Here is a 23,988-nt window from a genome sequence, read left to right as displayed (position 1 = left end):
GCAATGAAAAAGATTATGAATGATGTACAAAATATCGTTCAAGATATGATGCATGGCTTTTATTTTGAACATAACGACAAAGTAAATTACGACGAAACAAATAACATCATTTATGTAAAAGATATCCAAAAAATGAAGCAAGACGTCGCTATTATAAGCGGCGGTGGTAGCGGACATGAGCCTGCTGATATTGGCTATGTAGGAAAAGGAATGCTTACAGCGGCCGTAAACGGCAGCATTTTCACTCCGCCTACAGTAGAACAAATTATAATGGCAACTCGCCTTATGCCGAAAGATAAAAGTATTTTATTCATCATTAAAAACTTTAAAGATGACGTTGAAAACTTTCTAGCGGCAAAGCAAATTGCTAAAGAAGAAGGAAGAAAAATTGACCACATCATCGTAAATGACGACGTTTCAATTGAAGATGATGTTTCCTTTAATAAAAGAAGACGCGGCGTCGCTGGTACTGTTTTCATTCAAAAAATACTTGGTGCAGCCGCTCTTGAAGGACATTCTTTAGAAGAACTGACTGCACTCGGCCGTTCTATCACTGAAAACTTACACACATTAGGAGTCGCCCTTTCACCTGCCAACGATCCAGTGAAAGGACAAGCTTCATTCACATTAAACGAAGATGAAGTCTTTTACGGCATCGGTATTCACGGTGAAAAAGGTTACCGCAAAGAATCGCTGTCCTCTTCTGAAATATTAGCGATTGAACTGATGAACAAACTAAAAAGTATTTATCGCTGGAGAAAAGGCGACAACTTCGCCATCCTTATTAACGGACTCGGTGCGACACCATTAATGGAACAATACATTTTCGCAAACGACATTCGCCGTTTGTGTGAACTTGAAGAATTGCAAGTTACATTCGTAAAGGTTGGTACGCTGTTGACTTCTTTAGATATGAAGGGTGTTTCGCTTAGTTTGCTTAAAGTAGAGGACTTGGATTGGGTGAAGTGGTTGAAGGCGGATGTTAGAGTGGGTAATTGGTAAGTAAAAATTATGATGATAAAAGCCTTTAACTATAACGTGTTAAAGGCTTTTTGCAAATTGAAATATCGTACAGGCGTTAACAAGAAATTCTTAATCACCTCACTGAATAATTACAGGTCTTCCAAATAAAGCTGGATAATAAATTAACATCGCACCTACAAATGAACACACTAAACAAAAAACAGCCTCGTATTTTATGACTAGAGAAGAATTCGTATCAAACTTTTTTTCATCTCTTTTACATATCATTTTAAATAAAACGCTATATAATAAATACCCAATAATCGCCCCGAGGGTGTTCGTAAATAAATCATCAATATCTGTAATTCTATTATTTAGTAATTGATTTAACTCAATTGCCAATGAAAAAAAGAATCCCGCGCATACGGTGTTTTTCATTTTTTTAAACTGCGGCCAAATAGTCGGCAATAAAAAACCTAATGGCATAAACAGTACGATGTTCAAAAGATACGTAGTACTACCCGCCGTATCAAATAGAGTCAAATTGATTTGATTTACACGAATCCACGTTTCATATCTACTTATATCCCATACAGTCGCAATCTGCGTCACCTTATACACTAGCGAAAGATAGAATAGAAAAATATATACCCATAGAAAATGCCGAATAGATATGTTTCTTTTCGCTTTAAAATAAAATCCAATTTGAAACATAATACAAAACATAATAGTAAAAAAATAAGTATATAAATAACTCATCAAAACTCCTGTATGCATGTGGAATCCCCTAACTTTACATTTTCATCTATTATTTTAGAACATAGTTCAAGAACTGGTACTTTGTTCATATATTTAATCTTCTACTTTGTCTTCGAATATAGGGAATATATTAAAAATATAAAATCCCCACTTCTTCATTTTCAGTCTCCTCCTTGATGTAACTTGTTTATAGGATAGAAAAAACTTTTAAAATAAAAAGTGGGGTAAATATAAAATTTTTCTTAAATCTTATGTTGGGTTTAATTATTGCTCTTCTTAATAATCCGCTATTCATTGTTAGGCAACAGTATGCTTAAACTTAGTTTTCACTCTATTCCTTCGCATCCCTCATACTGTAATACCCCAAATTAATAATAATCAAGAAATACCCACCCATAATTCCAGCTGCAAATGTCCACATGAATTCATGATGTTCAATTTCATACATAATAATCGCGCCAAGTATTGCCGCTGCGAACCGATTTATCATTCCGAGCATCGGTGCTTTTTCTTTTTTTACAATGCTATCTCCGAACTTTTCAATACGCCTTCCTAAAATCCAGGCGCAGTACATACTCACCAAAAGGCCAATGCTTATCCCGACAAACTGGGCTGAAAAAGGTGTCACGAGCCATCCCAATAACATTACGCCTAGCAAACAATACATTTGTATGTTGAATGATCTTAATGCCATACGAATCATGTTATTCTCCTTTATCTTTCTCATTGTAGTTCCGTATCATCAATCCAATCTTCCAAGCTTCAAGCTTTCAGCTATATCTTTTTTTAAATGAGGGAATTTGATTTTGCTCACCATTAAATAAGCGAGTACGCATGTACCAAACGCCACGGAAACTGGATTCTTTAAAAAACATAAAATAAGGAGACACATTGCCGCGAATGGAATCGGCATTCCGATAAATGTCGGGAGTTTGCTTTGCTGTGTGTTAAATCTCGCAAGCCGAAGCATTCCGCAAATACTATAAGCGAGCGCGCATATCATCCCAATAGACTGCAAATCTTTTAACGAGGCATTATATGCAAGAATAGATGGTGCCACACCAAAAGTAACTAAATCCGCAAATGAGTCCAACTCTCCACCAATTTCTGAAACAGAATCAAGTTTCCGAGCGACCATGCCATCAAACAAATCAAGGACCATACCTGTAATAATGAACATAACTGCACCGTACATATCGTCAACGAAAACAGCATGAATAGCCAAAAGCCCACACACAAAATTTGCTATCGTAATCATATTTGGTATGTAACTCATCACATGCTTCCCCTCCTTTCTACTAATTGCTTCATCTAAGTTCTTACTCATTACAATCAAAATCCTTCTGCTTTTCTTCCAATATTACTTTATTTATTTTCGTTAACGTCTCTGTCATTTGCTCTAGGGCATTTATATCGATTTTAGAAAAGTATTTCTCAATTAATACATCATCTAACTCAGACAACCGCTCTATATACTTACTACCGTTTGGACCAAGTGTAAGAAAATACTCCCTTTTATTATTAGGGTTTACTTGTTTTGAAATCATCTTCTGTTTCTCCAATTTCGATAAAACTTGGCTAACGGCACTTTTGGATACATTAAAGGTAGTCGCAATGTGATTTGCTGTCGTGTTTTCATTTAAATTAATATGAAATAGCATGCTCTCTTGCTGTCCTGTAAGACCGAACTCATCTTTTAACTCCTGAAATAGTAAAATGTAGAATTCATTATAAGCTCGGTTCATTTCATTAATTACTTCTTTATAAGTTCTAGTCATAGCGTTATTCCTCCATGCTTTCATTTCGTTTCGCTTAATAGTTAAGTTTACTTAACTTAACTATAGTATACCGTTATCTTCGTGTAAAGGGAAATATAACTCTACACTTTACTCACAATGATACAAAAAAGAAGACACTCTTCTAAAACAAGTTTAGTCGCTTCTGTCTCACTGCTTTCCTCATCCAAATACTTGGTAAGTCATTCTGAATAATCAAAAAGAAAATCAATAAAATTCCATATAGACCCATTACTGGTTAAAATGTTATAATAGAATTACCCTACATAGTTACTCATAGCCAGACTGAGGAACTAGCGTCTTATTAAGTAATGCGCATAACTAAAATAAAAAAGACACTTTACGGTGTCTTTTTTATTTATATTCATTGCAATTATCTCTTTTATAAACAGACTCTATCAAACAGTAAAGGAAACTAACAGATGGAACATCCTGTTGCAAGAGAACTACGTTTCATACGTGTATACCTCATCATTTTGATTATTGTCATCGCGTTTTGGGATCGTGAGAAAACTGTGGAAATTACTGATCACGGTAGCGATCCTATCTTAAATACCAGCAATATGACCCAAGTTGGTGAGTATACATTTGCATACAAAGACGAATCTAATCAAATTAAAATATTTAAGTTTAATCCAGATACGAATGAAATAAAACTAATAAAAGAGTTTTATGCTAACGAATATGAACTACATACAATAAATAATTCAAATCGATAAAAGGCACTTTAGGGTGTCTTTTCTTTATGGAGTAGGATTATGAAAAGACAGATTTACAATTCTAAGCGACTCGTTGGTACTACCCCATCATCATCAAGCTAATATTTTCATATCCCCCTAAATTAAAATTTTCTTTCTCTACAGATAGTTATTCTGAGAAGGTGCTCATTTTTTCGTTTTGGGGGCATTTCTTTTTCTTAAGTTGATGGGCATATATGGTGACCCCTATTAGACGATAATAAATTAACAATTTCGGGGTTCAGTTCAACTTTATTCAAAATAAGATTTTTTTGCAGTAAAATCAATGTTAGCGGAAATTTTTTTAAAATTAACATAAATACTTGCAATATTTAAATTAGTACTATATAGTTCTAGTTATGACAAAGGTAAAATTAATGAATCAAAAACGTGTGATTGAAGTAGCTGCAACATTATTTTTAGAAAAAGGGTTTGCTTATACAAGTATGGATGAATTAGTACGTGTAAGCAAAGTTTCAAAGTCTAATGTGTATTATCACTTTTCTAATAAGGAACAATTATTAGAAGGAGTCGTTGATTATTGGATTGAAATGTATCAATCTGCAATTGATGACGTACTTTCTCAGAACCAATTTTTAGTTGAAGATCGTATCCAACTGTTTTTAAAGCAATTATCACAAGGAGTTCAGTCGAGAGAGTATAAGGGGAGCTGTCCATTTATTACTCTTTATATTCAAAGTCCTACACAGGCCACGCAAATAAAAGAAAAAATAGGTCTTTTTTTTACAGGATTACAAGAGAAAGTTTCTCTATTACTTAAACAAGGGGTAGAGAATGGAGAATTCAGAAATACGATTCATATTGATGAGGTTGCATCACTTTTTATTACAAATCTTGAGGGAGCGTTATTTATTTCAGAAACATTGAAAGATGCAACTGTAATCACGAAAACAGCAGATCATTTTTTTAAATTGCTTCGATAAAAGAAGCTTTTTTTTTACATCAAATTAGTACTAATTAGTACTACAAAGGGGATTTTATATGAGAACAGTATTTTTAACTGGTGGAACAGGCTTTATTGGAAAGCAATTAGTGAAAGAATTAGCCAAAGAGGATGTTAAAATTCTTCTTTTAGTAAGGTCGAAAAGTAAAGCAATACGCCTTTTTCAAGAAAGAGGCATCTTAAAAAAGAAAGTTATGCACTTTATTGAAGGTGATTTGACGAAAATAGATTTAGGTCTAAGTGCTGAAGATAAGGAGAGGGTATTGAAAACGGATGTGATTATTCACGCAGGAGGCCCCATGGATATTCAAGCGACAAGTAAAGAGGCAGCTTCCGTATTTTTAAATGGCGCCAAACATATTAGTGAATTAGCTAAAAGTATTCATCAATTGAAGGGCTTGCAACAATTTATTCATGTTGTAGGTTATATGAGTCCCTTTGATGATAAAAATAGCAAGATTGCAATTGATGTGTTTAAAGAAGGAAACAATTATTTAAAAATAAAAAATCCATATGAGAGAACAAAATTTTTAGCAGATCTCTATATCCGTCAGCAGGCATCCGCAGTAGGTTATCCGCTTTCTGTAATTAATCCGCCAACTGTAGTCGGTAGTAGTAAAACAGGGAGTACAGAGCAGATAACAGGATTAGGTTTGCTTGTAATGAGTATGCGAAGAGGGCTCATGCCAATGATTCCTGGAGGTAAGGGATATAGGTTACCACTTATTTCAAACGATGAGCTTGCGAAGTTTATTATGCAGGTTTTCAGATTGGAGCAACCGACTATTCAAACATATACACTTGTTGAAGACAAACAGTACGATCAGAACATTGCTGAATTATTAAATATTATGTCGGAAAGTATGAATATGAGGGCACCAAAAATCTCTGTTCCAATGCCACTTATGAAAGCAATTATGAATAGTGGAGTAAGTAAAATAACAAAAATTCCTTCTGATGGATTGAATTTTATTACAAAACAAAATTTCCCAAATGTTTCAACGAAAAAAATTATGGGAGGAGATTGGTTTAAGAAGACGAGTGTAATGAAATTTTTGCCTGCCGTAGTAGCTGATCTGGATTATCGAATGATGTATCAAAATGGCCAGCATAATCATTTATTTAAACGAACATTATGCGATAACACTACCCTTTACCAATTACAAGGAGAGGGTAAACCGTTTATTTTATTACATGGTTTATTGAGTGATGGAGAAGATTTATTTCCTTTAGCACAAGAGCTTCATGAAAAAACTGGTCAACCTATATGGATCTTGGATCTTCCAGGTTTGGGACGTTCTCCTTTTAAACGAGAGAAAAATCTTCTAGATATCTATTTGAATGTAGTGAAAAAGTTATTGGAGAAAGCTACGAATGGTGCACATCTAATTGGCCATTCATTCGGTGCGTTTATTCTTCTGGAAGCATTGGTACAAGAGTACATAGATAAGAAGTATGCAATCACTTTACTTCAGCCACCTGTTGCTAAAAAAAATGCTAAATCACTAAATGTTCCTCAATTTATGAACAAATGGACATTAAAATTAGCAACTACTAATTTGATAGAGCGTTATTTATTAAGTAATGGTTTGTTTGAAAGTATGGAGAGCATCCCTGAACATTATATTGAAAAGATAAGTAACAGTTTTACTTCTCCTAGAATTTTAAATACTACGGTTCAGCTTAACAGTTTACTACTGAAAAACGATCAAGGTGATTTCAATGAAGTAACAAAGTATAATCTTCACATTATTTGGGGGGATTATGACAGAGCCTATTCTGCTCCATCGCATCTTGGTAAGGTTGATTTTGTTCCATATGGCCATCATTTTCCTCTTAGCCATCCGAGTGAAACGGCAACATTAGTAATAAAAAATAGTAATACTAGCAGATGAGAGTGTGGGATAAATAAAAAGTGTGTAGTAAAATCGTTGTGTCTTTGAAATAAAATCGTACTGTTTTGGGTCCCACCCTATGCCCATCAACTTCAAGATTTTATAACACCCCAAAACGAAAAAATGAGATTTTTATTGCAAGTAAGCACAATTTTTCGTTCTGAGGGGTAAAATAATATTCGGATGGGAGTCCAATACATATTATTAAAATTAAGATGGTTCAAGTCGGAGGAAGGCGCATTAAGGTGTCTTTTCTCTTTAAATTAAAAAGTTTGAGACATGGAGTCTTTAGTCATAATTACGACTAAAGGCTTTTTTCTATAAAAAAATTAAAACATAGTAAAAACGACATACTTACTTAAATTGTTTTTCGCTTTATAAACTAAATCCAAAAAGTTGGATAGCTTCTTTTACTACTCATATTATTAATGAATAAAGCAATAACTACAATAACAACGGAGCCAATTAAAACTGGTGTTACTAAATAACTCCAACTATTTGCCCCTAAAATAACGATAATCGGATCGGCCCCTGCCGGAGGGTGCGTCGTTCTCGTTAACATCATAACGGCTATTGCCATCCCCACTGCTAAAGCAATTGTCCAATATTCATTCCCAAACAAATGATATATTGATAGACCAATGAAAGTTGAAATCAAATGTCCTCCAATAATATTACGCGGCTGAGATAATGGCGCATTCCAAACTCCAAACGCTAATACACAACTCGCCCCAAATGGAGCCATTAATAATTCTGTAGAGGTTATGCTCGTTAAATATGTTAAGGTAAGAATTGTTAAAAATCCCCCTAGTAGTCCTGTTAAAGAGTCCTTTATATTTACTTGTAATGGACTTCTTCCTTTCCCTTTCATTTTTGTAAAATATCGTACACTTATTGGTTGAGGATCTTCCTGCTTAGTTGCTGTTATATTATCCATCATTCTCCTCCTTTATTTACCAACAATTATAACTCGACATAACTAACCTGTAAATATTAATTTTATAGGTTAGTTAAAGAAGAAAAAAAAAGAATCAACTGTTATAAGTTGATTCTCTAGACTTCTTCAAATTTTCGATCCTGAAATTTTGCTACCTTTTTCCGGTTCCCACATATTTTCATAGAACACCATTTTCGTTTCCCACTCTTATCTATAAATAATAAAACACAGTCAGGATTTGAACACCTTTTAAGGAAAATAAGCTTATTTTCTGCTATTAACGTTAAAGCATCAAATGCAATTAACGATGCGAGTACATCCTCGATTTCTCCAACCGGGATAGATACTAGCTGCTGTTCAATGATTTTATATGTAAATGGTGCTTTCTCAATTTGTGTTTCTAAATACGTAACAAAATCATTGGAAATTTCGTGCTGATCAGCAATTACCTCAAACTGTTTTCTCAGTACCTCTCTTACTTCCAATATAATAGATGTCACTTGATTCGTGCGCTCTTGAATCCTTATAAATGTTTTTTCATTCCAAAAAGGAAGACTAACCTTTATTACATGTAGCCATTCTAATACATCTTCATTTGTTATTAATAAATCATAACGTTGTCCACGCCTAACTAGCTCTGTATTTACTAAATCTAATGAGAGATTTCCAGATATAAGCGGGAATTGTTTTTTGTCCTGCATGTACTCATCACCTTCTCTTTAAATAATCATATTCCAAATTAATACAGAAGTGCAACTTTTTTATAAACTACAAAGTATGAAGATCCAAGCCTTTAGCCATAATTACGACTAAAGGCTTTTTGTAGATAAGTAAATGAAAAGGAGCTAATTTTATGGAACATAATAAAAATGGAGTGCTTGCTTTAATCGTTTTGTTTGTAGGACTAGCATTTTTTGTTATCGGTATGGTTTATCATTTATGGGGAACGGTTTAAAAATAAATAATAATTCATTTAAGAAAAAGTACTCGTATGAGTACTTTTTTTAATGTCATATAAAAACATTCTAAACTTACTTACATGCATACAATCATCAATTATAGTTATATAATTGGGAAGGTTGTAAATTATCAATCTATATCTATATTGATTAGGAAAGGAGCTAAAAATGTTAGAAATCATTTTTGTTGCTGTATTACTTTTATCTAGTATCATTCCCATCTTTATCAAACGGGGTTTGACGAAAAAAAATGGAGTCCTTTTACTAATAAATTATGCATTATTATTTGCCACCATCATTGTAATTGGTGCAAACTGGCGTATGATTCCCGCCTATTTCTTATTGTTCGTTTTAACATTACAAGTTTTTTTGAAACCAAAAACTACAGCCGTTTCTAAAAAGTTAGTGATGAAAGTTTTAAAAGGTTTAGGAATTATCGTAACTGCTATCGCAATGTTTACATTACCTTTACTTTTTCCGATCATAACACTCCCAGAGCCTACTGGAAAATATACAGTAGGAACGAAAGCTTTTCATTTAATTGATACAAATCGAAAAGAAACCACTGTACCAAATAATCATGGAAATCGTGAGTTAATGATACAAGTATACTATCCTGCCGCAAAAGGATCAGGGAAGCCTTCTGCCTATTTTGAGAACATAAACGAGCTGGCTGAACAATTGGCAGTAACAAACGGTGCTCCATATATCGTAACGACACATTTAGGGCTGACAAAAACACATTCTTATCAGAATGCTAAGCCACTTCAAGATAAAGAAAAATTCCCCCTCCTTTTATTCGGCCATGGGATGGGATTATATGGTCAACAAAATACATTCCAGTTAGAGGAATTAGCTAGTCAAGGCTATGTAGTAATCGCTCTTAATTTTACAGGATATGCAGCAACAACGATTTTCCCTAATGGAAACCGTGTAGACTCTATACCAATTGAATATACACCTACCGCCTTAAATACCATAGTTCAAAAATGGGAACAGGATACTACTTTTGTTTTAAATGAAGTAATAGAAGGCAATTTCGATAAAAGTTTTAAAACTATTGCAGACTTAATTGACTATGACAAAATTGGAATGTTCGGTCACTCTTTTGGTGGAGCAACTGCCGCACAAATGTTAGTGAAGGATACGCGTATTAAAGCTGCAATTAATATGGATGGTGGATTGTATGGCGATCCAATGCCTAAAGACGGTCCTCAAAAACCATTCATGTTGATGAATGCTGAAGCTACGATTCATTTTATGAAAGAGGCTGAGAATCCAAAGACAACCGGAATCCAAAATGAATTATTGGAAATAGTCTATTTAAGAAATAAAACCATTGAAAAACCGGGCGTGTACACAGTGGTAATTCCAAAAACAAACCATACTAGTTTTACAGATTTAGCAGCATTTTCACCTATTATTAATGAACCTGGCGAAGATGTAGCCACAAACTACAAACTAATTAATAAACTAGTAACTAGCTTTTTCGATCAAACTTTAAAAGGCAAAAGCGAAAATCATTTAGAAGAAATTCAGAAACAACACCCTGAACTTCCTCTCATTAAACACAAATAACTATTTTCCTAGTTATGTAACCCATCCTTATGCTTGAGGGGTTTCTACTTTAACACAATTATAAAAAGGCCCCATTACTGGGGCTCTTAAAAAATAATAAGAATAAATGAATTAAAACAAATAACAGACAACTAAAATATACATGCTTAACATTATATAATCTATATATTTATGTAAAATTACATAAATATATAGATTATTATACGCTATACTAAAATAGGAGTCGACAATCGTTATTTTCTTCTTATTTTTAAAGCAATATGGATATACCTTCTTAACTCATTTGGATTGGATAAGAAAAGAAGACAGCTTAATTGATGTCTTCTTTTTTTATAGTTTTATGAATTTTTTTGAGCAGCTGCTCTCCAATCACGAAAAGATGTTGGGCGTCCAGAAAAAGCTCTTTGCTTTGTAACAGATGGTTTTTCTTCAGGAGTCATTGTTTTTTCTTTAAGAGTCGCTGGTTTTTCTTTAAGCGTCACTGATTTTTCTTCAAGAATAGTCACAGCTGTTTGCATTTTCTCTAACTGTTCTTTCAACAATTGTTGTTCAATCTTTAAATCCGTAAGTAAACGTAAAATCATCTCAGAATTAGCCATAAGATCCTCCTTCCCCCAATACACAGAATAAAATACAATATGTAGCAGACGAAATACCGGTGACAAAAATAAGGTCGTCAACTCTTTTTAACTTCCAAAATCCTTTTATTTTTTTAAGGACCTGCTCCATTCATCCTTAAAAACATAAAGTAAATTAAATCCATTAATAAATGGTCTTTATGGAAGGAGGAGTTAATATGGGCTATGGCGGTAGTTGTGGTGGAGGCTGTGGTTTCGGCGGCGGATTTGCCTTACTTGTTGTGCTCTTCATCTTATTAATCATCGTTGGCGCTAGCTGTTGGGGCGGCGGATTCGGCTGCTAAGGAGAGGCACTCTTGAGAGTGTCTTTTTTTAATATGTGGCTCGTATACATATTGCTCAAAATTTCCGTTCTAGAAGTATTATAATATTAGCTTAACATGTCAGTTTCCCCTAATTAATAGGTGGTTCTAGCCTATAGAATTCTTTTAAATATAAAATGAAACTATATTTCTCAATGAATAAAACAATTTAACATGGTAAAATAATATTTGGATGGGAGTCCAATATATTATTAAAATTAAGATGGTTCAAGTCGAAGGAAGGCACCTTAGGGTGTCTTTTCTTTTTTATAAATAATTATAAATTAAAATTACAAAGGATGCTTACTACTTACAAGGAACATTTTCTTCCGTACAACTATTTATTTGAAACTAATTACTATTATAAATATAAAGAAATTATGGATAAAGTAGTGAGGTAAATAAAACAAAATATAGATTTAATTCATGTTTCTCAACGAGGTACTACCAGCATTTTCAAAAAAATACGCTAAGCAAAAAAATAATCAGCTGTCCATATGGACAGCTGATTTACATCATTACATTTCTATTATTTATCTTACCACTTGTACGGATACTGGTTTCCACCCCTGATTTTCTACCCAATCAATATTAACCTTATATTTTTTATTATTTTGCTTATCTCGTACATTACCGTAGGCTTTATTATTACCATTATTTCCAATAAAATCGAAAATCAATTGGCTCTCTGGAACATCAACAGCATAAGAAATTGCTTTTTTCATCTCACTCCAATCTACTGTTCCTTCTTTAAATTTCATTTCAGGTTTTGCTCCTTGCTCGGTACCAATTGGCTTCCAAGAAGGATTAGTTTGAGAACCCTTTTCTTGAGATGTCGTTTTTTCTTCCTCATTATTTTCAGTTCCGTTCGTTTTTACCGATTTTTCTGTTTTTGATTTCTCTTCTAACTGTGCTGCTTCTTTATCTTCAGCTTTCTTCTCTTCTATCTTTGCTACTTCTTTATCTTCAGCTTTCTTCTCTTCTATCTTTGCTGTTTCTTTATCTTCAGTTTTCTTCTCTTCTATCTTTGCTGTTTCTTTATCTTCAGTTTTCTTCTCTTCTATCTTTGCTGTTTCTTTATCTTCAGTTTTCTTCTCTTCTATCTTTGTTACTTTCTTTTCTTGAGCAATTGCTTTCGTTGATGTATTAGAAGGGGGAAATAACTGGTATGTCACTATACCAACTGTCACTAATACCAAAGTAAATGCAATATTAAAAATTGCCTTTTGACGACGATTCTGTTGTTTTTCTTGAAATCTGCTTACTTGTCCCATTCTTCAAACCTCCGTGTTTACTTTCTCCTCTACTCTTTATGTATTATCCCTAAAATTCTTAATATTTTTATTAAACAATAGAAATAAACTACACTTTCCATACAGGATTTCATATCATAATAAAATTTGTGTTTTTTCAAGTATCTGACATATGTTATTCAAAATAGTTTAATACATTAAAAATTGATAAGTTTCTGCACTTAAGAAACCTTCAATTTTATTCAAAGGTGATTCCAATTATGTCCATATTAGATCTCCTGTAGAAAGCTTTTTAACAATTAAACCTCTTCTTCCCTTATTTATAATTTTTAAATTAAATTTCCCTCTATAGTATAATAAAGATGTTTCGTTTTCTAATGGGGTATGTCGTAAAATCAAAAGGGATTTTATCTCTTTTACCTTCTTTTCAGAGTAAATTTCACCACTAGGAAATTCTATTATTCCTAATGTAATCTTTAATTCGCTCTCATCGAAAGGCCACTCCTTATTAAGTTCCCTTATCTTTTGTATAAAGCTTCTTTTGGTTTGTCCTATATATAGCAATGTTACACTCTTAGCACATACTCTAGAGATTGCAAATATCCCCTTCTTAGAAGCTTCTTCCCTATTATAAAAATCATTTATACTATACATTCCATACCATTTAATATGTACTGTTTCTATGAATCTCACCTCATTTTTAGACAATATTATAATTTCTGAATGTTCAAATTATAATGGGCGCATAGTCCTGATTACTTGAATTATAAATTGTGCTTTTCAATAATACATTTTATTATTACTAATTTCAATAATACAAAAAAAAATACAATATTATAGTTTAATTACAAAACTTTATGAAAAAACAAAGTGATGTCGTACCAAATATTATATTTTTTCAATATCAGACTACCATGAACAAAAGTTAGAGAGTTATGGAATAAAATATAATTTGTATGTACATACATTTCTTTAAAAAGAAGTTTTGTAGTTTGCAACTGAATTAAACAAACATAGATTTTTATGACTCTTTTTGGGATATAGCAAAGTGGGATCTTTTATATGCACGTTACTATACCGAACTTTCGGTATAGTATTTTTTTGCAGCTCCTTGATTTTTCACCAAATACGTATAAAAATTAATAGTATGAAAATAAACTGCTGGCTAAAAGTTTACTTTCGATAAAATAAAAAAGGACCTACTCCATTCATTCTTAAAAACATAAAGTAAAGTGAACCCGTTAAAATACATGAATGGCCCTTAGTTTTAATCCTCTTATCTAAAGGAGGAACTATTATGGGCTATGGTGGTAGTTGCGGAGAAGGCTGTGGTTTTGCTGGAGGATTTGCTTTGCTTGTTGTACTCTTTATACTATTAATCATTATCGGATGCAGTTGCTTCTGCTAAAAAACTATTAGAAAGGCCACTCTTATATGGGTGTCTTTTCTTTATGAAAAGTATCTAACTATCAACCTTTTCCTTATGACTTCTAACATCAACAAAGGGTGATACAAATTATTACATATGTTTGTACCACCCTTTATTGATGCGTTTAAACTTCACAAGTGTTGAAGTTTTAGACTTCTCCCTTAGTGCACCCATATTATTAGAACATCCTGTAATCTGTAGACAAAATGTAGCTAATAAAAACAATATTAATAATTTCTTCAATAAATCCTCCTACATACATAAAACACCATATATTACAAAACAAACATAACATCAACTCTTTATAAAAACAATAAAATCCTCGGTCCTTAAGCTATCTCTTAACATAGGAGTACCGCTACAAATCCATTTTTAAAATATCCTCTACTTAAGGAATTGGTAAGTATCAAGTAAGAAAAACGAGAACTTTGCTTCGTATAATCAAAATATAAAGTGAAGGAAGAAAGATTATTTCTGAAGTTTATATGCATGTGGAAAAGGAGAAATCTACGTTTGTTTAGAGTAATAATATAAATGTGTCCAAGTTTTGGAGATTAATTGTAAATATTTTGAGGTTTTTGTACCAGAATTCTAATTACCGTACTTGTTTTTTACCAGCACATATTGGAGGTTAAAACATGAATAAAAAAAAGAAAATACAAAAATCAGTACTTACTAAAATGTACCCTATAGAATAGACTTTTTTCAAGTGCCTATTCTATAGGGTACATTTTAAAGACTACTCTTGTTTCTTTTCCTTCTCTTCTTTTTCAATTTCAGATACCGACTTTTCAGGGTCTTTTATAAGTTTTCCAAGTTCTCCAGAACGTGTGAAATCATCTTCGAAATTTTCTGTAGTACTAATATAAGCTATAAAATCCAATTCTTCATTATTATTTATATAACCTTTTAATCTGGGAACACCCATTGGACTTACACTGTGTTCTTTAAATGTAATCGATTTTACATCTTGAATATTGTAATGAATATACTTTTCTACTCGTGCCTCTTGTGCCTTCCAAAACTTTTCTTCTTTTTCTTTTTGTTTTAAGTATTCCATAGTAAAATACCCTCCTACTATGAGTATCACAGCAGATACAACCCAAATGATTACTTTCTTCATTAGAAAATCTCCTTATAAAAAACCTACCAATGGATTCTTCTTAAAATGAGACAGAGAAAAAAAGAGTAGTACAAAGACTACTCTTGTTGTTTTTCTTTCTCCTCCTTTTCAATTTCAGATACTGATTTTTTAGGGTTTTTTATTAGTTTTCCAAGTTCTCCAGAACGTGTGAAATCATCTTCGAAATTTTCTGTAGTACTAATATAAGCTATAAAATACAATTCTTCATTATTGTTTATATAACCTTTTAATCTGGGAACACCCATTGGACTTACACTGTGTTCTTTAAATATAATCGATTTTACATCTTGAATATTGTAATGAATATACTTTTCTACTCGTGCCTCTTGTGCCTTCCAAAACTTTTCTTCTTTTTCTTTTTGTTTTAAGTATTCCATAGTAAAATATCCTCCTGCTATAATACAAATAATGGATAAAATAATTACCAATTTCTTTTTCATTTAAAATCCCCTTGTATTTGAATATAGTTAAAATATACCATGAAATGAGTTGGAACATATGAGTGAGTTTAAAAAGAACACAATTGCGACAGATGAAGATTATTTCAAATTAGCAGATCATGTTTATGATGACGAAGTTTTAAAAAAAGGTACAGAAATAGAAGGTGTTGATGGAAAAACTTGGATAGTTATAGAATCAATAGATGCAGATTATCAAAAAGTAAAAAATGGATTAGAAGCTATCGCAGTAGTACCAGCAGACAAATATGATGAAAATGCAACACATTATGATGAGATAATCCTAGCATTTCGTGGGACAGAGCCTAACCAATTAGCAGATTTCGAAACAGATATCGATCAGATTACGTTTGGAATTAAAACACATTCTAAAGTAATTACTCCAAGTAACAGTCAAACTATAAAACCTGATTCTGAAACATCATTTGATACTGGATTAAAATGGGCAAAAAATGACATCGTAGCAAAATATACCCCTTATTCTCTTCATACTACTGGACATAGTAAAGGTGGTGCAGAAGCGGACCTTATCGCTGCAGAATTAGATTGTTATGCAACTACATGGGCTGCACCAAATCCTTATCGTTTGCTAAGTCCTGAAGCAAAAAAACGAGTAGATAGAGGGGAAATGGAAAACAAAGCTACGGATTATACACATGAGAATGATCCAATTGGTAACCATACTCAATTCGGTGCGCCTCTAATTGGTAAGCAATTTACAGTGAGACAGAACGATACAAAAGAAGATTTTTTTACACGTTTAACTATGGAAGGACACGGCAGAGATACATTTAGAGGAACATTTCATTCAAATGGAAGTCCCCTATTAAAATTAGAGCCTGAAGATATTATAAGACAAGCACAAAAAATTCAATTGCTCAGTAATCGATTATCAGATATCGCAAAAAATATAGAAGAGTTTCAAAGAAGAGAAGCTGAAGCGGTTAAAAAGTTGAAGAGTCAATTAAAATATGAAACAGGGCCAGGTGGGAAATATCATCTATTAGAAGCATACGAAATAGATGAAGCCATCTCACGAATTGCCAAAACGAAAGAAGGTGGAAATGACTATTTTCACGATGTACACATAGCAGAAGAATTAATTCATCTTTTAAGAAAAGAACAAAAAAGTTTAAGTAGATTTGGGGACGAAATTAGTGATGCAGCAAATTCACTTAGGGATAAAGATAATCAATTAGCAGGGAATTTTCAGTTTAGATAAGGAGATAATTATATGATGGATTTTATGGGGGAAATTAAAAAGATAGAAAAGCAAATCGAAAGTGTTACAGGAGATTTAGCGGATCAGGTTGTTGAGGAGTTACAAGCTGCTAAAAAACAGATTGAAAGAGAAATGCAGCGTGTGATGTTAAAAACAGAAGTAGGGTTTAAATCGATAGACATTATAAAAGAAGATACATATGCTCTTCAAAAAAACATAGGGGCATTTCATGAATTACAAACAAGTCTAAGAGATATAGCAGCAGAATTAGAGAAAAGTTTTGAAAGTAAAACTGGCAGTAAAATCAATGAAGAATTAAAGAAATATGAAAAAACAAATTAACAACAACATTTTTAATGAACATGTTCACTTAGCAAACAGTTGCGGAAAAAAATAAGGGAAATAGAAAAAAAGTCCTCTTAATATAGGACTCTTTTTTTGTTATTCCTGAAAGTAAACTTTTAAATATTAGTTTACTTTCAAATTACCTTAAACATTGAGTTCACACCAAATCTTCTGATACTCTCAAAATATAAAATAAAAGTATACATTCGAAGTATTATAAACAAAGAAGTTGAATCCCTCATAAGAAAAGATGAGTATCTCCTCACTATCGAGATACTCATCCAAAGAAAACATAAATTAACTATTAGTATTTAGCTCTTTACTGTATTTCTTTATAAAAAACGCCATTATTAACGTAATAATTCCTATACCTAAACCAAGTAATTGATCTAACGAAATTACATCACGAAAAATCCAACGTATAATAAATCCCACACTAAATACTAATACAAGTAAAAAACCAAAATATTTTAGTCCCCCATATACGTCTCCCATACCCAAACCCCTCTTAATTTTATAATTAATTCATCCATAAATATAAAATATTATTATTGATTTTGTTTTTCTCTTTCACCTACAACCCAAGCTACTAATAAAATTGAGCTAGTTGCTAACAATGCTGTAAAAACTCCCATTAAACATTTCTCCTTTTTACAAACATAATTAACCATATTATACCATAGTGATAATACTTACAAAGACTTAGTTACCATAACATCACTTATCGGGATTCAATGTATCTAGAAAAAACCCCTTCAGTTTACTTGCTGAAGGGGTTTCATATTTACATAATTATCGTTATTGGAAGTCGTTTTAAAATTCTACATGTTTACTTTTTTCTTGTTCTTACGAATAAACCACAACACCACAGTTAAAAATAATAAAAAAATCAGTAAAAAGAGCGGTATTTTTTGAATAAAGAAAAATCCTTTCCAAAAATCTAACCTAGTACTATCAGGAGAATCTGTTGCCATCCCACCTATAAAATAAGATAACGGAATGGTAAGTATATTTATCCCTAAACCGATCATTACGAATGATAGATTTTCACTCCAGATTTTTGGTAATGCAGCCATAATAAATAAAACTAATGCAGTACCAATTATAAGAAACAGTACTCCAAAATAAAATGCAAAATATAAAATAATCCCCATAATATCCCTCCAAGGCTTTAATTGTACCATCAATAAGGGTAATTTTGGTTGAATATGATATTTATAGAAAGTTAACATAACTTCTCATTATCGGTAGCGAAGAAAAAAGTGCCCCCTTAATCTCAGAAGGGATTCGCCTTTTTCTTTTTCTATGACTCTATGCATCTTTTTATACATCCCTATGGTTCCCGGTGTCCCCCTATTTTTTGCATAAAACTTTGTATACTCTTAGCGTGTTCTTTTCAAAAATGCTGGCCGTACCCCTCTTCAGGTGAAGCGCCTTAAATCATCTTTCCCTTATTTTCAAAAGGACCTGCTCATTTAATCCTTAAAAACATAAAGTAATTTGAATCCATTAAAATACATGAGTGACTCCTTATTTTTCTCCTACTCTTTAAAGGAGGAATTATTATGGGCTTTGGTGGTAGCTGCGGTGGCGGTTGTGGCTTTGCAGGAGGATTTGCTTTATTAGTTGTATTGTTTATTTTATTGATTATTGTTGGAGCTTCTTGCTTCTGCTAAAAACTATGGGAAAAGACACTCTTATTTGGGTGTATTTTCTTTTGTACATTAAAAAACTCACCATCCTACAGAAATGGCGAGATCCTTATATATTATTTAATATCTTGTTTTCTTTAATACTTTTCTTCTTGATTGAACATCTATAGATTCATAAAAAAATAACCAAAAATTATCACAGAAATTACAAGTCCCATAGCAGCACCTAATAATATTTGCCCATCAGTATCAGTCCAAAATTCTTTTAAATCTGCTTTTGCCTTTTTCCTATTTTCGCCTGTTGAAAATAGATATCGAATAGAATATATAACTAGTAAAAAGAATGACGTGATTATATCTATCATGACTTATGTACCTCCTAATATATATGTACCTTTAATTATCCAGTAATTTTCTTGCACTTTGTATCAGCCTGAGTAACTGAAATGCTTAGTTCAATAAAAGCCAAATGACAAAAATTACTCCTGTAACTGCTGCAGATCCAAAAAAACCTACCAACATTTTCCCCTCAGGACCATTAATAAGCTCTTTTAAAACTTCTTTTGCTATTCGCTGACCTTTACCACTTAAAGATATCGAAAGAATAAAGAATATTACCACTAATACAAATGAAGAAATTATTAGCTCCATGACTTGTGTACCTCCCTAATATATGTTCGCTATTAATTAACCAATAATTTCCTTAGACATTATATCGGCTAGAGTACATGGAAGTATAACAAATTATTTTTATATTTAAATGTATTAATAGTTACCATATTAATACATGGTAGTTCAAGTCGGAGGAAGGCGCCTTATGGCGTCTTTTTTCTATTTTCAAAAGGACCTGCTCAATTAATTCTTAAAAACATAAGGTAAAGTGAACCCATTAAAATCCATGAGTGAACCTTAGTTTTACCCTCTAATCTAAAGGAGGCACTATTGTTATGGGATATAGTGGTAGTTGTGGCGAAGGCTGCGGTTTCGCTGGAGGATTCGCTTTATTAGTTGTATTGTTTATTTTATTAATCATTATCGGATGCAGTTGCTTCTGCTAAAAAACTATTGGAAAAGGCACCCTTATATGGGCGCCTTTTTGTATATTAAAAACCTCCCTATTTCCGTAGGCAGGCTAAATGTGATTTTGCACAATTGAGTTATAGCAAAATCATTTATATTGAAAGTAATGAAAATTAACTTAGTAATCCTAATACCTTAATAATCTCAATTGTTTTATTATCTTTTATTTTAAAATAAAGCCTTTTCCCTATACGTTCACTAATTACAATATTTCCAAAGGCTAATTTACGCAAATGTTGTACAATCAAATCCTCTGTAATTCTTGTTTGCTTACTTAAATCAGAAACTGACAACGATCCATATGTAATCAATTTACAAACAATTGATAAGCGAGTAGAATTCCCTAATAACCCTAAAACTTTTATACTTTCGGTATAGAAACTAAAATCCATATGAAAAGCATGTAACAGATTTTCCAACCTCCTAAAATAAGATGAATATCAACCAAAATATCTTAACATAAAAATAGTAAAAAACACCCTAAAATATACCAAATAATCATTGAGAAAAATGTTACTTGAATAGGAGTCCAATACATATTATTAAAATTAATGTGTATTGGACTTTCCATCCTCAATGAATGGAAAGTAGAGATGCTTCAATTATATACTGATCTGGAGCGTCTCCTATATAGTCAAAAGGATAACAAGTTGTTAATGTTAATGTTGGCTCACTTTTTTCTACAATAACTGTTCGATCTTCTGAATCTGTTATCCAATGCTTGTTAATTTCATATGTATATGTTTTATTTTCATATTCCACGATAAGTTGGTCATTTTCCTTTAATTGACCAAGCTCGGTAAAAACAGTATCTCTATGTCCACTTAAAACTGTATGACCATTTCCAGATGGTGTAGTGGTTAAGTCACTAACAAACATACCTACACCCTTTTTTAGTACTTTATCATCAGCTCCCCAATATATAGAGTATTTCTTTTGTATTTTAGGGATAATTAAATATGCTACTTTATCTCCTAACTGATGGTTTACCTTTGAAGCAGGAATTTGTACAGGTTTTTCTTGTAAGGAAGTGTCAGTCTTTATCTCTGTCTCTGTTTGATTGATGTTTTGCGTTTCATTTTCTTTAGAAGGGGTGGAGGTCTCATATTGTTTAGCCTCGTTAGTTGTTAACGACTCTGCTGATTGTCTAGCACTATACCATTCTAGAAAATAATAGGAAAAGATAGTAAGTCCAATAACAGTTAAACATAAGCCTATCCATTGTTTTTTATTCACTTTTATCACTCCATTTGAAAACGACAGGATTTCTCCTGCCGTTTTAAGGAACTATTTTATGCGTTTGTCTTTTTACGACGGAACATTAATACAGAACCAGCTAATGCTAATCCTAAGCTTGCTAACATCATTGTAACACCGTTTGATGCTGTATTAGGTAATTTTTCACCTTGTTTTTTCGTTTCTTTTTTCACAACTGTATTAGTATTTTTCTTTGTTTCTTTTGCAGTTGTTTGAAGCTTAGTTTGTTCTTGTTTATGATTTGTTGTTTGGTTATTTTGTTTTGAATTCTCTTGCTTAGTGTTTTCTTGTTTAACAGGTTCTTGTTTAGTGTTTTCCTGTTTAGTATTTTCTTGTTTAGGTTGTTCTTGAGGTTTAGTAGTTTCTTTATTTTCTGTTGTAGTATTTGTGCTCTTTGGATATTTATAATCTTCACATGGAATGCCGTCTTTATCATTATCTAAACGGTGTGGATCATTTCCAACACCATATCCATTTTGATCCCAGAATGCTTGAGCATCTTGTTGACTTTTAAAATGGCCACAGTTTTTTGTATCATTAGGACTCTTAGCTGCAAATGCAGAAGAACTGTACCCCACTGTTAATAGTGTTACCGCTGTTGCTGAAGCTAATAATTTTTTCATAAATTTCTTTATCCCCCTAAATGGTATGTATTTACATTGAAATATTTTACATTTAAAAATCTAAAAATACAATAATAATTTGTAGATAAATGTAAGATTTCTAGATAATAATACCAAACTGTTAATTCGTATATTGTCATATTATGTCGAAAGAAAATAAAAAAAGAGCCAAAGCTCTCTTTAATAACTAATACTAACCATAGTCACTATTCTCACAGTAATATGAATTTGATTTATCACAACAAATATATGTTGTTTGTTGGATAAATAATGGAATCAGTAAAGCGTTAGCTGTAGTAGCATTTGAGACAGTAATACTTGAACATCCTCAAATAAGAAAGCTCTTGTATCTCCCGGTGTTAATGTAATTATTACAATTCTACATGCCTAATAAAGAAAAGGTATACCGTATACTTTATACAGTTGGCTATTGTCAGGAATCATTTTGCACGAAAGAAAAGACACTCTATATGAGTGTCTTTTCCAATAGTTTTTAGCAGAAGCAAGAAGCTCCAACGATGATTAATAAAATGAATAACACAACTAATAAAGCAAAGCCTCCAGAAAAGCCACAACCGCCACAACTACCACCGTAACCCATAATAGTTCCTCCTTTAGATAAGAGGGGAAAACTAAGGTTCACTCATGTATTTTAATGGATTCGTTTCATCTTATGTTTTTCCGTATTGATTGAGCAGGTCCTTTCGAAAACTATTTACATATTAACTATATTTTTAAAAATGAATAATTTAACTATAACAATAAATAGATAAATTAATATAATGTATTAATTCTAAAAGAAGGGAGGAATAGCCATGCAATTAGTTTGTTTTAAAATAGTAAGTGGTCAATATTTCTTATTTGTAGAAGGTATTCAAATTCCTGTACCAATTCCAGCAGTTGCTGCAGCTTTATTAATTGGTTTAGGAGTAATTCCACTTTGTTCTTAATGTAAGGAATTCGGATCATTCCTATCTTTCCATTGGAAAAGCCTCAAGTATATGAATACTTGAGGCTTTCTTTATATCAGAGAAAAAACACCTTACAGCGCTTGAAGATCTCCTGATTTAATTAATGCGGCCGTTACATCATCACCGAAAGTATTGAGACAAAATACTTGCTCGTCTACCTTATCCATCACTGTAGCTTCACCTATCACGCCACCTTGAAGTTTAATAAAATAGTTATGTTCTTCTACAATTTTACTAAAATCTCTATTTGCCCATCTTTCAGTAATTGCTAATAGCTCTTCTTTGTTCTTGAAATTGTTTCCGTTTAGAATATTTCTTACTTTCTCTGCATTCTTTTTGGACATAGGGGTTGCTCCCTTTCCTTCACACGCTTTTACTTTTTGATGAGTCATGCTATGCATAGCTGAAATAACTTCTTCTTCAGTAGAAGTTACTGTAATGTGAAGTTGTGCATTTGAACCTTTCACTTCTGCTTCATTCGATAGTATGTCTTCTTTATTAACCTCTGCAAAAACATGGTCCTCACTCTTAAGCGGGACTTCAGCAAACTGTAATATTCCATAAGTCATACCAGTTGCAAGTACTACTCCCCCTATAATAGATGCTAGCCAATACTTTAGCTTCTTATCCATCTTCACTTCCCCCGTCTTCGTTTACATACATTAACTAAAGAATACCATATTTAATTCCTTTTTATTGAAGAGTCTCTAATTTCTACTATTTAAAAATATTCTCATCGTCTAATGTAATACGATATAATCATTTTATAATACAAAAAAAACCATATTCTCATTCCCTATTTTTTTGGAGGTGATTGTCTTGGATAAAAACATCAATCTACTTCTTCAAATAATAATTGGAATTATAATTATGATCGCACCTATTCTCATAACAGGATCTATATACGATGTCACTAAATCATTTGGTGAACTATTAGTGGCAGAACTTATTATAAGAACACTTTCTCTCATTATTGGACTTTTAGTTATTAGTACGGCTTTGCATCGTTATTCTCAATAATTATTC

The 23,988-nt window shown here is 32.3% G+C and carries 34 protein-coding genes and 1 pseudogene; 13 read left to right on the top strand and 22 right to left on the bottom strand.

Annotated elements, in window-relative coordinates:
- The first annotated feature begins 3 nt into the window (after positions 1-3).
- A complete protein-coding gene (dhaQ, locus tag ACTFRH_RS01370) occupies positions 4-1,002 on the top strand; it encodes a DhaKLM operon coactivator DhaQ (RefSeq protein WP_000723398.1) in 999 nt (332 codons plus the stop codon).
- A gap of 99 nt (positions 1,003-1,101) precedes the next feature.
- On the opposite strand, the gene ACTFRH_RS01365 is transcribed toward dhaQ, so the two are convergent.
- The 4 genes from ACTFRH_RS01365 to ACTFRH_RS01350 all read right to left on the bottom strand — a co-directional run bounded on the left by ACTFRH_RS01365 (position 1,102) and on the right by ACTFRH_RS01350 (position 3,500).
- Entirely contained in the window at positions 1,102-1,740 is a 639-nt protein-coding gene (locus ACTFRH_RS01365) for a VanZ family protein (protein WP_000556870.1), read from the bottom strand.
- Between the two features lie 313 nt (positions 1,741-2,053).
- On the bottom strand, positions 2,054-2,425 hold the full coding sequence (locus ACTFRH_RS01360) for an ATP synthase subunit I (RefSeq protein ID WP_000620605.1): 372 nt from the start codon (positions 2,423-2,425) through the stop codon (positions 2,054-2,056).
- Positions 2,426-2,464: 39 nt separating this feature from the next.
- Positions 2,465-3,049, bottom strand: a complete 585-nt coding sequence (gene pssA / locus ACTFRH_RS01355) for a CDP-diacylglycerol--serine O-phosphatidyltransferase (protein WP_000042027.1) — start codon at positions 3,047-3,049, stop codon at positions 2,465-2,467.
- On the bottom strand, positions 3,042-3,500 hold the full coding sequence (locus ACTFRH_RS01350; RefSeq protein WP_000198942.1) for a MarR family winged helix-turn-helix transcriptional regulator: 459 nt from the start codon (positions 3,498-3,500) through the stop codon (positions 3,042-3,044). The genes pssA and ACTFRH_RS01350 overlap by 8 nt, the downstream gene beginning before the upstream one ends.
- 440 nt (positions 3,501-3,940) lie before the next feature.
- On the opposite strand from ACTFRH_RS01350, the gene ACTFRH_RS01345 reads away from it, so the two are divergent.
- The 3 genes from ACTFRH_RS01345 (at position 3,941) to ACTFRH_RS01335 (ending at position 7,114) form a co-directional block, all read left to right on the top strand.
- Positions 3,941-4,237 carry a YmzC family protein gene (locus tag ACTFRH_RS01345; RefSeq protein ID WP_000400974.1) on the top strand — a complete coding sequence of 99 codons (297 nt, stop codon included), beginning with the start codon at positions 3,941-3,943 and terminating at the stop codon, positions 4,235-4,237.
- A gap of 395 nt (positions 4,238-4,632) precedes the next feature.
- Entirely contained in the window at positions 4,633-5,199 is a 567-nt protein-coding gene (locus ACTFRH_RS01340) for a TetR/AcrR family transcriptional regulator (protein ID WP_001072299.1), read from the top strand.
- Between the two features lie 58 nt (positions 5,200-5,257).
- On the top strand, positions 5,258-7,114 hold the full coding sequence (locus tag ACTFRH_RS01335; RefSeq protein ID WP_001261151.1) for an alpha/beta fold hydrolase: 1,857 nt from the start codon (positions 5,258-5,260) through the stop codon (positions 7,112-7,114).
- Positions 7,115-7,496: 382 nt separating this feature from the next.
- Here the strand turns inward: ACTFRH_RS01335 and ACTFRH_RS01330 are convergent, their stop codons facing one another.
- Positions 7,497-8,051, bottom strand: a complete 555-nt coding sequence (locus tag ACTFRH_RS01330; protein ID WP_000368839.1) for an HPP family protein — start codon at positions 8,049-8,051, stop codon at positions 7,497-7,499.
- Between the two features lie 116 nt (positions 8,052-8,167).
- Positions 8,168-8,752 (bottom strand): CGNR zinc finger domain-containing protein, encoded by a 585-nt coding sequence (locus ACTFRH_RS01325; protein WP_001152933.1) that lies wholly within the window; start codon positions 8,750-8,752, stop codon positions 8,168-8,170.
- 426 nt (positions 8,753-9,178) lie between these two features.
- Between ACTFRH_RS01325 and ACTFRH_RS01320 the strand changes: the two genes are divergently transcribed.
- Entirely contained in the window at positions 9,179-10,588 is a 1,410-nt protein-coding gene (locus ACTFRH_RS01320) for an alpha/beta hydrolase family protein (protein ID WP_000889698.1), read from the top strand.
- Between the two features lie 338 nt (positions 10,589-10,926).
- On the opposite strand, the gene ACTFRH_RS01315 is transcribed toward ACTFRH_RS01320, so the two are convergent.
- On the bottom strand, positions 10,927-11,187 hold the full coding sequence (locus tag ACTFRH_RS01315) for a hypothetical protein (protein ID WP_000013691.1): 261 nt from the start codon (positions 11,185-11,187) through the stop codon (positions 10,927-10,929).
- Positions 11,188-11,384: 197 nt separating this feature from the next.
- On the opposite strand from ACTFRH_RS01315, the gene ACTFRH_RS01310 reads away from it, so the two are divergent.
- Positions 11,385-11,510, top strand: a complete 126-nt coding sequence (locus ACTFRH_RS01310; protein WP_000540377.1) for a YjcZ family sporulation protein — start codon at positions 11,385-11,387, stop codon at positions 11,508-11,510.
- A 551-nt stretch (positions 11,511-12,061) separates the two neighbouring features.
- Here the strand turns inward: ACTFRH_RS01310 and ACTFRH_RS01305 are convergent.
- Both ACTFRH_RS01305 and ACTFRH_RS01300 read right to left on the bottom strand, forming a co-directional pair.
- Positions 12,062-12,802: a YrrS family protein gene (locus ACTFRH_RS01305; protein ID WP_000532019.1), complete on the bottom strand. Its 741-nt coding sequence runs from the start codon at positions 12,800-12,802 to the stop codon at positions 12,062-12,064.
- Between the two features lie 237 nt (positions 12,803-13,039).
- Complete coding sequence (locus ACTFRH_RS01300; RefSeq protein ID WP_002100802.1) at positions 13,040-13,474, bottom strand: hypothetical protein; 435 nt, start codon at positions 13,472-13,474, stop codon at positions 13,040-13,042.
- Positions 13,475-14,078: 604 nt separating this feature from the next.
- Here ACTFRH_RS01300 and ACTFRH_RS01295 point away from each other — a divergent pair.
- A complete protein-coding gene (locus tag ACTFRH_RS01295) occupies positions 14,079-14,189 on the top strand; it encodes a YjcZ family sporulation protein (RefSeq protein ID WP_000540371.1) in 111 nt (36 codons plus the stop codon).
- A gap of 111 nt (positions 14,190-14,300) precedes the next feature.
- Here the strand turns inward: ACTFRH_RS01295 and ACTFRH_RS01290 are convergent, their stop codons facing one another.
- The 3 genes from ACTFRH_RS01290 to ACTFRH_RS01280 all read right to left on the bottom strand — a co-directional run bounded on the left by ACTFRH_RS01290 (position 14,301) and on the right by ACTFRH_RS01280 (position 15,794).
- Positions 14,301-14,453 (bottom strand): hypothetical protein, encoded by a 153-nt coding sequence (locus ACTFRH_RS01290; RefSeq protein ID WP_000734746.1) that lies wholly within the window; start codon positions 14,451-14,453, stop codon positions 14,301-14,303.
- A gap of 496 nt (positions 14,454-14,949) precedes the next feature.
- Positions 14,950-15,333 carry a DUF1433 domain-containing protein gene (locus ACTFRH_RS01285; protein WP_000755768.1) on the bottom strand — a complete coding sequence of 128 codons (384 nt, stop codon included), beginning with the start codon at positions 15,331-15,333 and terminating at the stop codon, positions 14,950-14,952.
- Positions 15,334-15,410: 77 nt separating this feature from the next.
- Positions 15,411-15,794: a DUF1433 domain-containing protein gene (locus tag ACTFRH_RS01280; protein WP_000728332.1), complete on the bottom strand. Its 384-nt coding sequence runs from the start codon at positions 15,792-15,794 to the stop codon at positions 15,411-15,413.
- Positions 15,795-15,852: 58 nt separating this feature from the next.
- On the opposite strand from ACTFRH_RS01280, the gene ACTFRH_RS01275 reads away from it, so the two are divergent.
- Positions 15,853-17,034, top strand: coding sequence for a hypothetical protein (locus ACTFRH_RS01275; RefSeq protein ID WP_001288656.1), 1,182 nt, complete (start codon positions 15,853-15,855; stop codon positions 17,032-17,034).
- Positions 17,035-17,046: 12 nt separating this feature from the next.
- Positions 17,047-17,431, top strand: a pseudogene (locus ACTFRH_RS01270) (hypothetical protein).
- Positions 17,432-17,676: 245 nt separating this feature from the next.
- On the opposite strand, the gene ACTFRH_RS01265 reads toward ACTFRH_RS01270, so the two are convergent.
- From ACTFRH_RS01265 to ACTFRH_RS01255, 3 genes are all read right to left on the bottom strand, one after another.
- Entirely contained in the window at positions 17,677-17,874 is a 198-nt protein-coding gene (locus ACTFRH_RS01265) for a hypothetical protein (protein ID WP_000503141.1), read from the bottom strand.
- Positions 17,875-17,927: 53 nt separating this feature from the next.
- The gene (locus ACTFRH_RS01260) at positions 17,928-18,050 is read right to left on the bottom strand and encodes a hypothetical protein (protein ID WP_001999185.1); all 123 of its coding nucleotides are present in this window, start codon (positions 18,048-18,050) and stop codon (positions 17,928-17,930) included.
- 150 nt (positions 18,051-18,200) lie between these two features.
- Positions 18,201-18,533, bottom strand: a complete 333-nt coding sequence (locus ACTFRH_RS01255) for a hypothetical protein (RefSeq protein WP_033703662.1) — start codon at positions 18,531-18,533, stop codon at positions 18,201-18,203.
- Between the two features lie 411 nt (positions 18,534-18,944).
- On the opposite strand from ACTFRH_RS01255, the gene ACTFRH_RS01250 reads away from it, so the two are divergent.
- Positions 18,945-19,055 (top strand): YjcZ family sporulation protein, encoded by a 111-nt coding sequence (locus tag ACTFRH_RS01250; RefSeq protein WP_000505681.1) that lies wholly within the window; start codon positions 18,945-18,947, stop codon positions 19,053-19,055.
- A gap of 140 nt (positions 19,056-19,195) precedes the next feature.
- Here ACTFRH_RS01250 and ACTFRH_RS01245 read toward each other — a convergent pair whose 3' ends face one another.
- Positions 19,196-19,396 (bottom strand): hypothetical protein, encoded by a 201-nt coding sequence (locus tag ACTFRH_RS01245; protein ID WP_000565427.1) that lies wholly within the window; start codon positions 19,394-19,396, stop codon positions 19,196-19,198.
- 85 nt (positions 19,397-19,481) lie between these two features.
- Entirely contained in the window at positions 19,482-19,682 is a 201-nt protein-coding gene (locus tag ACTFRH_RS01240; protein WP_000420164.1) for a hypothetical protein, read from the bottom strand.
- 296 nt (positions 19,683-19,978) lie between these two features.
- On the opposite strand from ACTFRH_RS01240, the gene ACTFRH_RS01235 reads away from it, so the two are divergent.
- On the top strand, positions 19,979-20,089 hold the full coding sequence (locus ACTFRH_RS01235; protein WP_000542355.1) for a YjcZ family sporulation protein: 111 nt from the start codon (positions 19,979-19,981) through the stop codon (positions 20,087-20,089).
- A gap of 135 nt (positions 20,090-20,224) precedes the next feature.
- On the opposite strand, the gene ACTFRH_RS01230 is transcribed toward ACTFRH_RS01235, so the two are convergent.
- From ACTFRH_RS01230 to ACTFRH_RS01215, 4 genes are all read right to left on the bottom strand, one after another.
- Positions 20,225-20,503: an ArsR/SmtB family transcription factor gene (locus ACTFRH_RS01230; RefSeq protein ID WP_000347623.1), complete on the bottom strand. Its 279-nt coding sequence runs from the start codon at positions 20,501-20,503 to the stop codon at positions 20,225-20,227.
- A gap of 181 nt (positions 20,504-20,684) precedes the next feature.
- Positions 20,685-21,347 (bottom strand): class D sortase, encoded by a 663-nt coding sequence (locus ACTFRH_RS01225; RefSeq protein WP_440048799.1) that lies wholly within the window; start codon positions 21,345-21,347, stop codon positions 20,685-20,687.
- 56 nt (positions 21,348-21,403) lie between these two features.
- On the bottom strand, positions 21,404-21,991 hold the full coding sequence (locus ACTFRH_RS01220; RefSeq protein WP_046945341.1) for an excalibur calcium-binding domain-containing protein: 588 nt from the start codon (positions 21,989-21,991) through the stop codon (positions 21,404-21,406).
- 493 nt (positions 21,992-22,484) lie between these two features.
- Complete coding sequence (locus ACTFRH_RS01215; RefSeq protein WP_000540375.1) at positions 22,485-22,592, bottom strand: YjcZ family sporulation protein; 108 nt, start codon at positions 22,590-22,592, stop codon at positions 22,485-22,487.
- A 214-nt stretch (positions 22,593-22,806) separates the two neighbouring features.
- On the opposite strand from ACTFRH_RS01215, the gene ACTFRH_RS01210 reads away from it, so the two are divergent.
- Positions 22,807-22,941 (top strand): hypothetical protein, encoded by a 135-nt coding sequence (locus ACTFRH_RS01210; RefSeq protein ID WP_001177693.1) that lies wholly within the window; start codon positions 22,807-22,809, stop codon positions 22,939-22,941.
- A 92-nt stretch (positions 22,942-23,033) separates the two neighbouring features.
- On the opposite strand, the gene ACTFRH_RS01205 is transcribed toward ACTFRH_RS01210, so the two are convergent.
- Positions 23,034-23,594: a PRK06770 family protein gene (locus ACTFRH_RS01205; protein ID WP_000358641.1), complete on the bottom strand. Its 561-nt coding sequence runs from the start codon at positions 23,592-23,594 to the stop codon at positions 23,034-23,036.
- A gap of 187 nt (positions 23,595-23,781) precedes the next feature.
- Here ACTFRH_RS01205 and ACTFRH_RS01200 point away from each other — a divergent pair, with 187 nt between their 5' ends.
- On the top strand, positions 23,782-23,982 hold the full coding sequence (locus ACTFRH_RS01200; RefSeq protein ID WP_000360023.1) for a hypothetical protein: 201 nt from the start codon (positions 23,782-23,784) through the stop codon (positions 23,980-23,982).
- The last annotated feature ends 6 nt before the right edge of the window (positions 23,983-23,988 follow it).

The sequence above is a fragment of the Bacillus cereus group sp. MYBK216-1 genome (assembly GCF_051916495.1).
Taxonomy (GTDB): domain Bacteria; phylum Bacillota; class Bacilli; order Bacillales; family Bacillaceae_G; genus Bacillus_A; species Bacillus_A thuringiensis_K.
This window is presented reverse-complemented; position numbering and strand designations above follow the sequence as displayed.

Excerpts from the sequence above, each read along its gene's own strand:
- dhaQ (WP_000723398.1), top strand. The coding sequence starts at position 4 with ATGAAAAAGATTATGAATGATGTACAAAATATCGTTCAAGATATGATG.
- ACTFRH_RS01365 (WP_000556870.1), bottom strand. The coding sequence starts at position 1,740 with ATGCATACAGGAGTTTTGATGAGTTATTTATATACTTATTTTTTTACT.
- ACTFRH_RS01360 (WP_000620605.1), bottom strand. The coding sequence starts at position 2,425 with ATGATTCGTATGGCATTAAGATCATTCAACATACAAATGTATTGTTTG.
- pssA (WP_000042027.1), bottom strand. The coding sequence starts at position 3,049 with ATGAGTAAGAACTTAGATGAAGCAATTAGTAGAAAGGAGGGGAAGCAT.
- ACTFRH_RS01350 (WP_000198942.1), bottom strand. The coding sequence starts at position 3,500 with ATGACTAGAACTTATAAAGAAGTAATTAATGAAATGAACCGAGCTTAT.
- ACTFRH_RS01345 (WP_000400974.1), top strand. The coding sequence starts at position 3,941 with ATGGAACATCCTGTTGCAAGAGAACTACGTTTCATACGTGTATACCTC.
- ACTFRH_RS01340 (WP_001072299.1), top strand. The coding sequence starts at position 4,633 with ATGAATCAAAAACGTGTGATTGAAGTAGCTGCAACATTATTTTTAGAA.
- ACTFRH_RS01335 (WP_001261151.1), top strand. The coding sequence starts at position 5,258 with ATGAGAACAGTATTTTTAACTGGTGGAACAGGCTTTATTGGAAAGCAA.
- ACTFRH_RS01330 (WP_000368839.1), bottom strand. The coding sequence starts at position 8,051 with ATGGATAATATAACAGCAACTAAGCAGGAAGATCCTCAACCAATAAGT.
- ACTFRH_RS01325 (WP_001152933.1), bottom strand. The coding sequence starts at position 8,752 with ATGCAGGACAAAAAACAATTCCCGCTTATATCTGGAAATCTCTCATTA.
- ACTFRH_RS01320 (WP_000889698.1), top strand. The coding sequence starts at position 9,179 with ATGTTAGAAATCATTTTTGTTGCTGTATTACTTTTATCTAGTATCATT.
- ACTFRH_RS01315 (WP_000013691.1), bottom strand. The coding sequence starts at position 11,187 with ATGGCTAATTCTGAGATGATTTTACGTTTACTTACGGATTTAAAGATT.
- ACTFRH_RS01310 (WP_000540377.1), top strand. The coding sequence starts at position 11,385 with ATGGGCTATGGCGGTAGTTGTGGTGGAGGCTGTGGTTTCGGCGGCGGA.
- ACTFRH_RS01305 (WP_000532019.1), bottom strand. The coding sequence starts at position 12,802 with ATGGGACAAGTAAGCAGATTTCAAGAAAAACAACAGAATCGTCGTCAA.
- ACTFRH_RS01295 (WP_000540371.1), top strand. The coding sequence starts at position 14,079 with ATGGGCTATGGTGGTAGTTGCGGAGAAGGCTGTGGTTTTGCTGGAGGA.
- ACTFRH_RS01285 (WP_000755768.1), bottom strand. The coding sequence starts at position 15,333 with ATGAAGAAAGTAATCATTTGGGTTGTATCTGCTGTGATACTCATAGTA.
- ACTFRH_RS01280 (WP_000728332.1), bottom strand. The coding sequence starts at position 15,794 with ATGAAAAAGAAATTGGTAATTATTTTATCCATTATTTGTATTATAGCA.
- ACTFRH_RS01275 (WP_001288656.1), top strand. The coding sequence starts at position 15,853 with ATGAGTGAGTTTAAAAAGAACACAATTGCGACAGATGAAGATTATTTC.
- ACTFRH_RS01265 (WP_000503141.1), bottom strand. The coding sequence starts at position 17,874 with ATGGGAGACGTATATGGGGGACTAAAATATTTTGGTTTTTTACTTGTA.
- ACTFRH_RS01260 (WP_001999185.1), bottom strand. The coding sequence starts at position 18,050 with ATGGTTAATTATGTTTGTAAAAAGGAGAAATGTTTAATGGGAGTTTTT.
- ACTFRH_RS01255 (WP_033703662.1), bottom strand. The coding sequence starts at position 18,533 with ATGGGGATTATTTTATATTTTGCATTTTATTTTGGAGTACTGTTTCTT.
- ACTFRH_RS01250 (WP_000505681.1), top strand. The coding sequence starts at position 18,945 with ATGGGCTTTGGTGGTAGCTGCGGTGGCGGTTGTGGCTTTGCAGGAGGA.
- ACTFRH_RS01245 (WP_000565427.1), bottom strand. The coding sequence starts at position 19,396 with ATGATAGATATAATCACGTCATTCTTTTTACTAGTTATATATTCTATT.
- ACTFRH_RS01240 (WP_000420164.1), bottom strand. The coding sequence starts at position 19,682 with ATGGAGCTAATAATTTCTTCATTTGTATTAGTGGTAATATTCTTTATT.
- ACTFRH_RS01235 (WP_000542355.1), top strand. The coding sequence starts at position 19,979 with ATGGGATATAGTGGTAGTTGTGGCGAAGGCTGCGGTTTCGCTGGAGGA.
- ACTFRH_RS01230 (WP_000347623.1), bottom strand. The coding sequence starts at position 20,503 with ATGGATTTTAGTTTCTATACCGAAAGTATAAAAGTTTTAGGGTTATTA.
- ACTFRH_RS01220 (WP_046945341.1), bottom strand. The coding sequence starts at position 21,991 with ATGAAAAAATTATTAGCTTCAGCAACAGCGGTAACACTATTAACAGTG.
- ACTFRH_RS01215 (WP_000540375.1), bottom strand. The coding sequence starts at position 22,592 with ATGGGTTACGGTGGTAGTTGTGGCGGTTGTGGCTTTTCTGGAGGCTTT.
- ACTFRH_RS01210 (WP_001177693.1), top strand. The coding sequence starts at position 22,807 with ATGCAATTAGTTTGTTTTAAAATAGTAAGTGGTCAATATTTCTTATTT.
- ACTFRH_RS01205 (WP_000358641.1), bottom strand. The coding sequence starts at position 23,594 with ATGGATAAGAAGCTAAAGTATTGGCTAGCATCTATTATAGGGGGAGTA.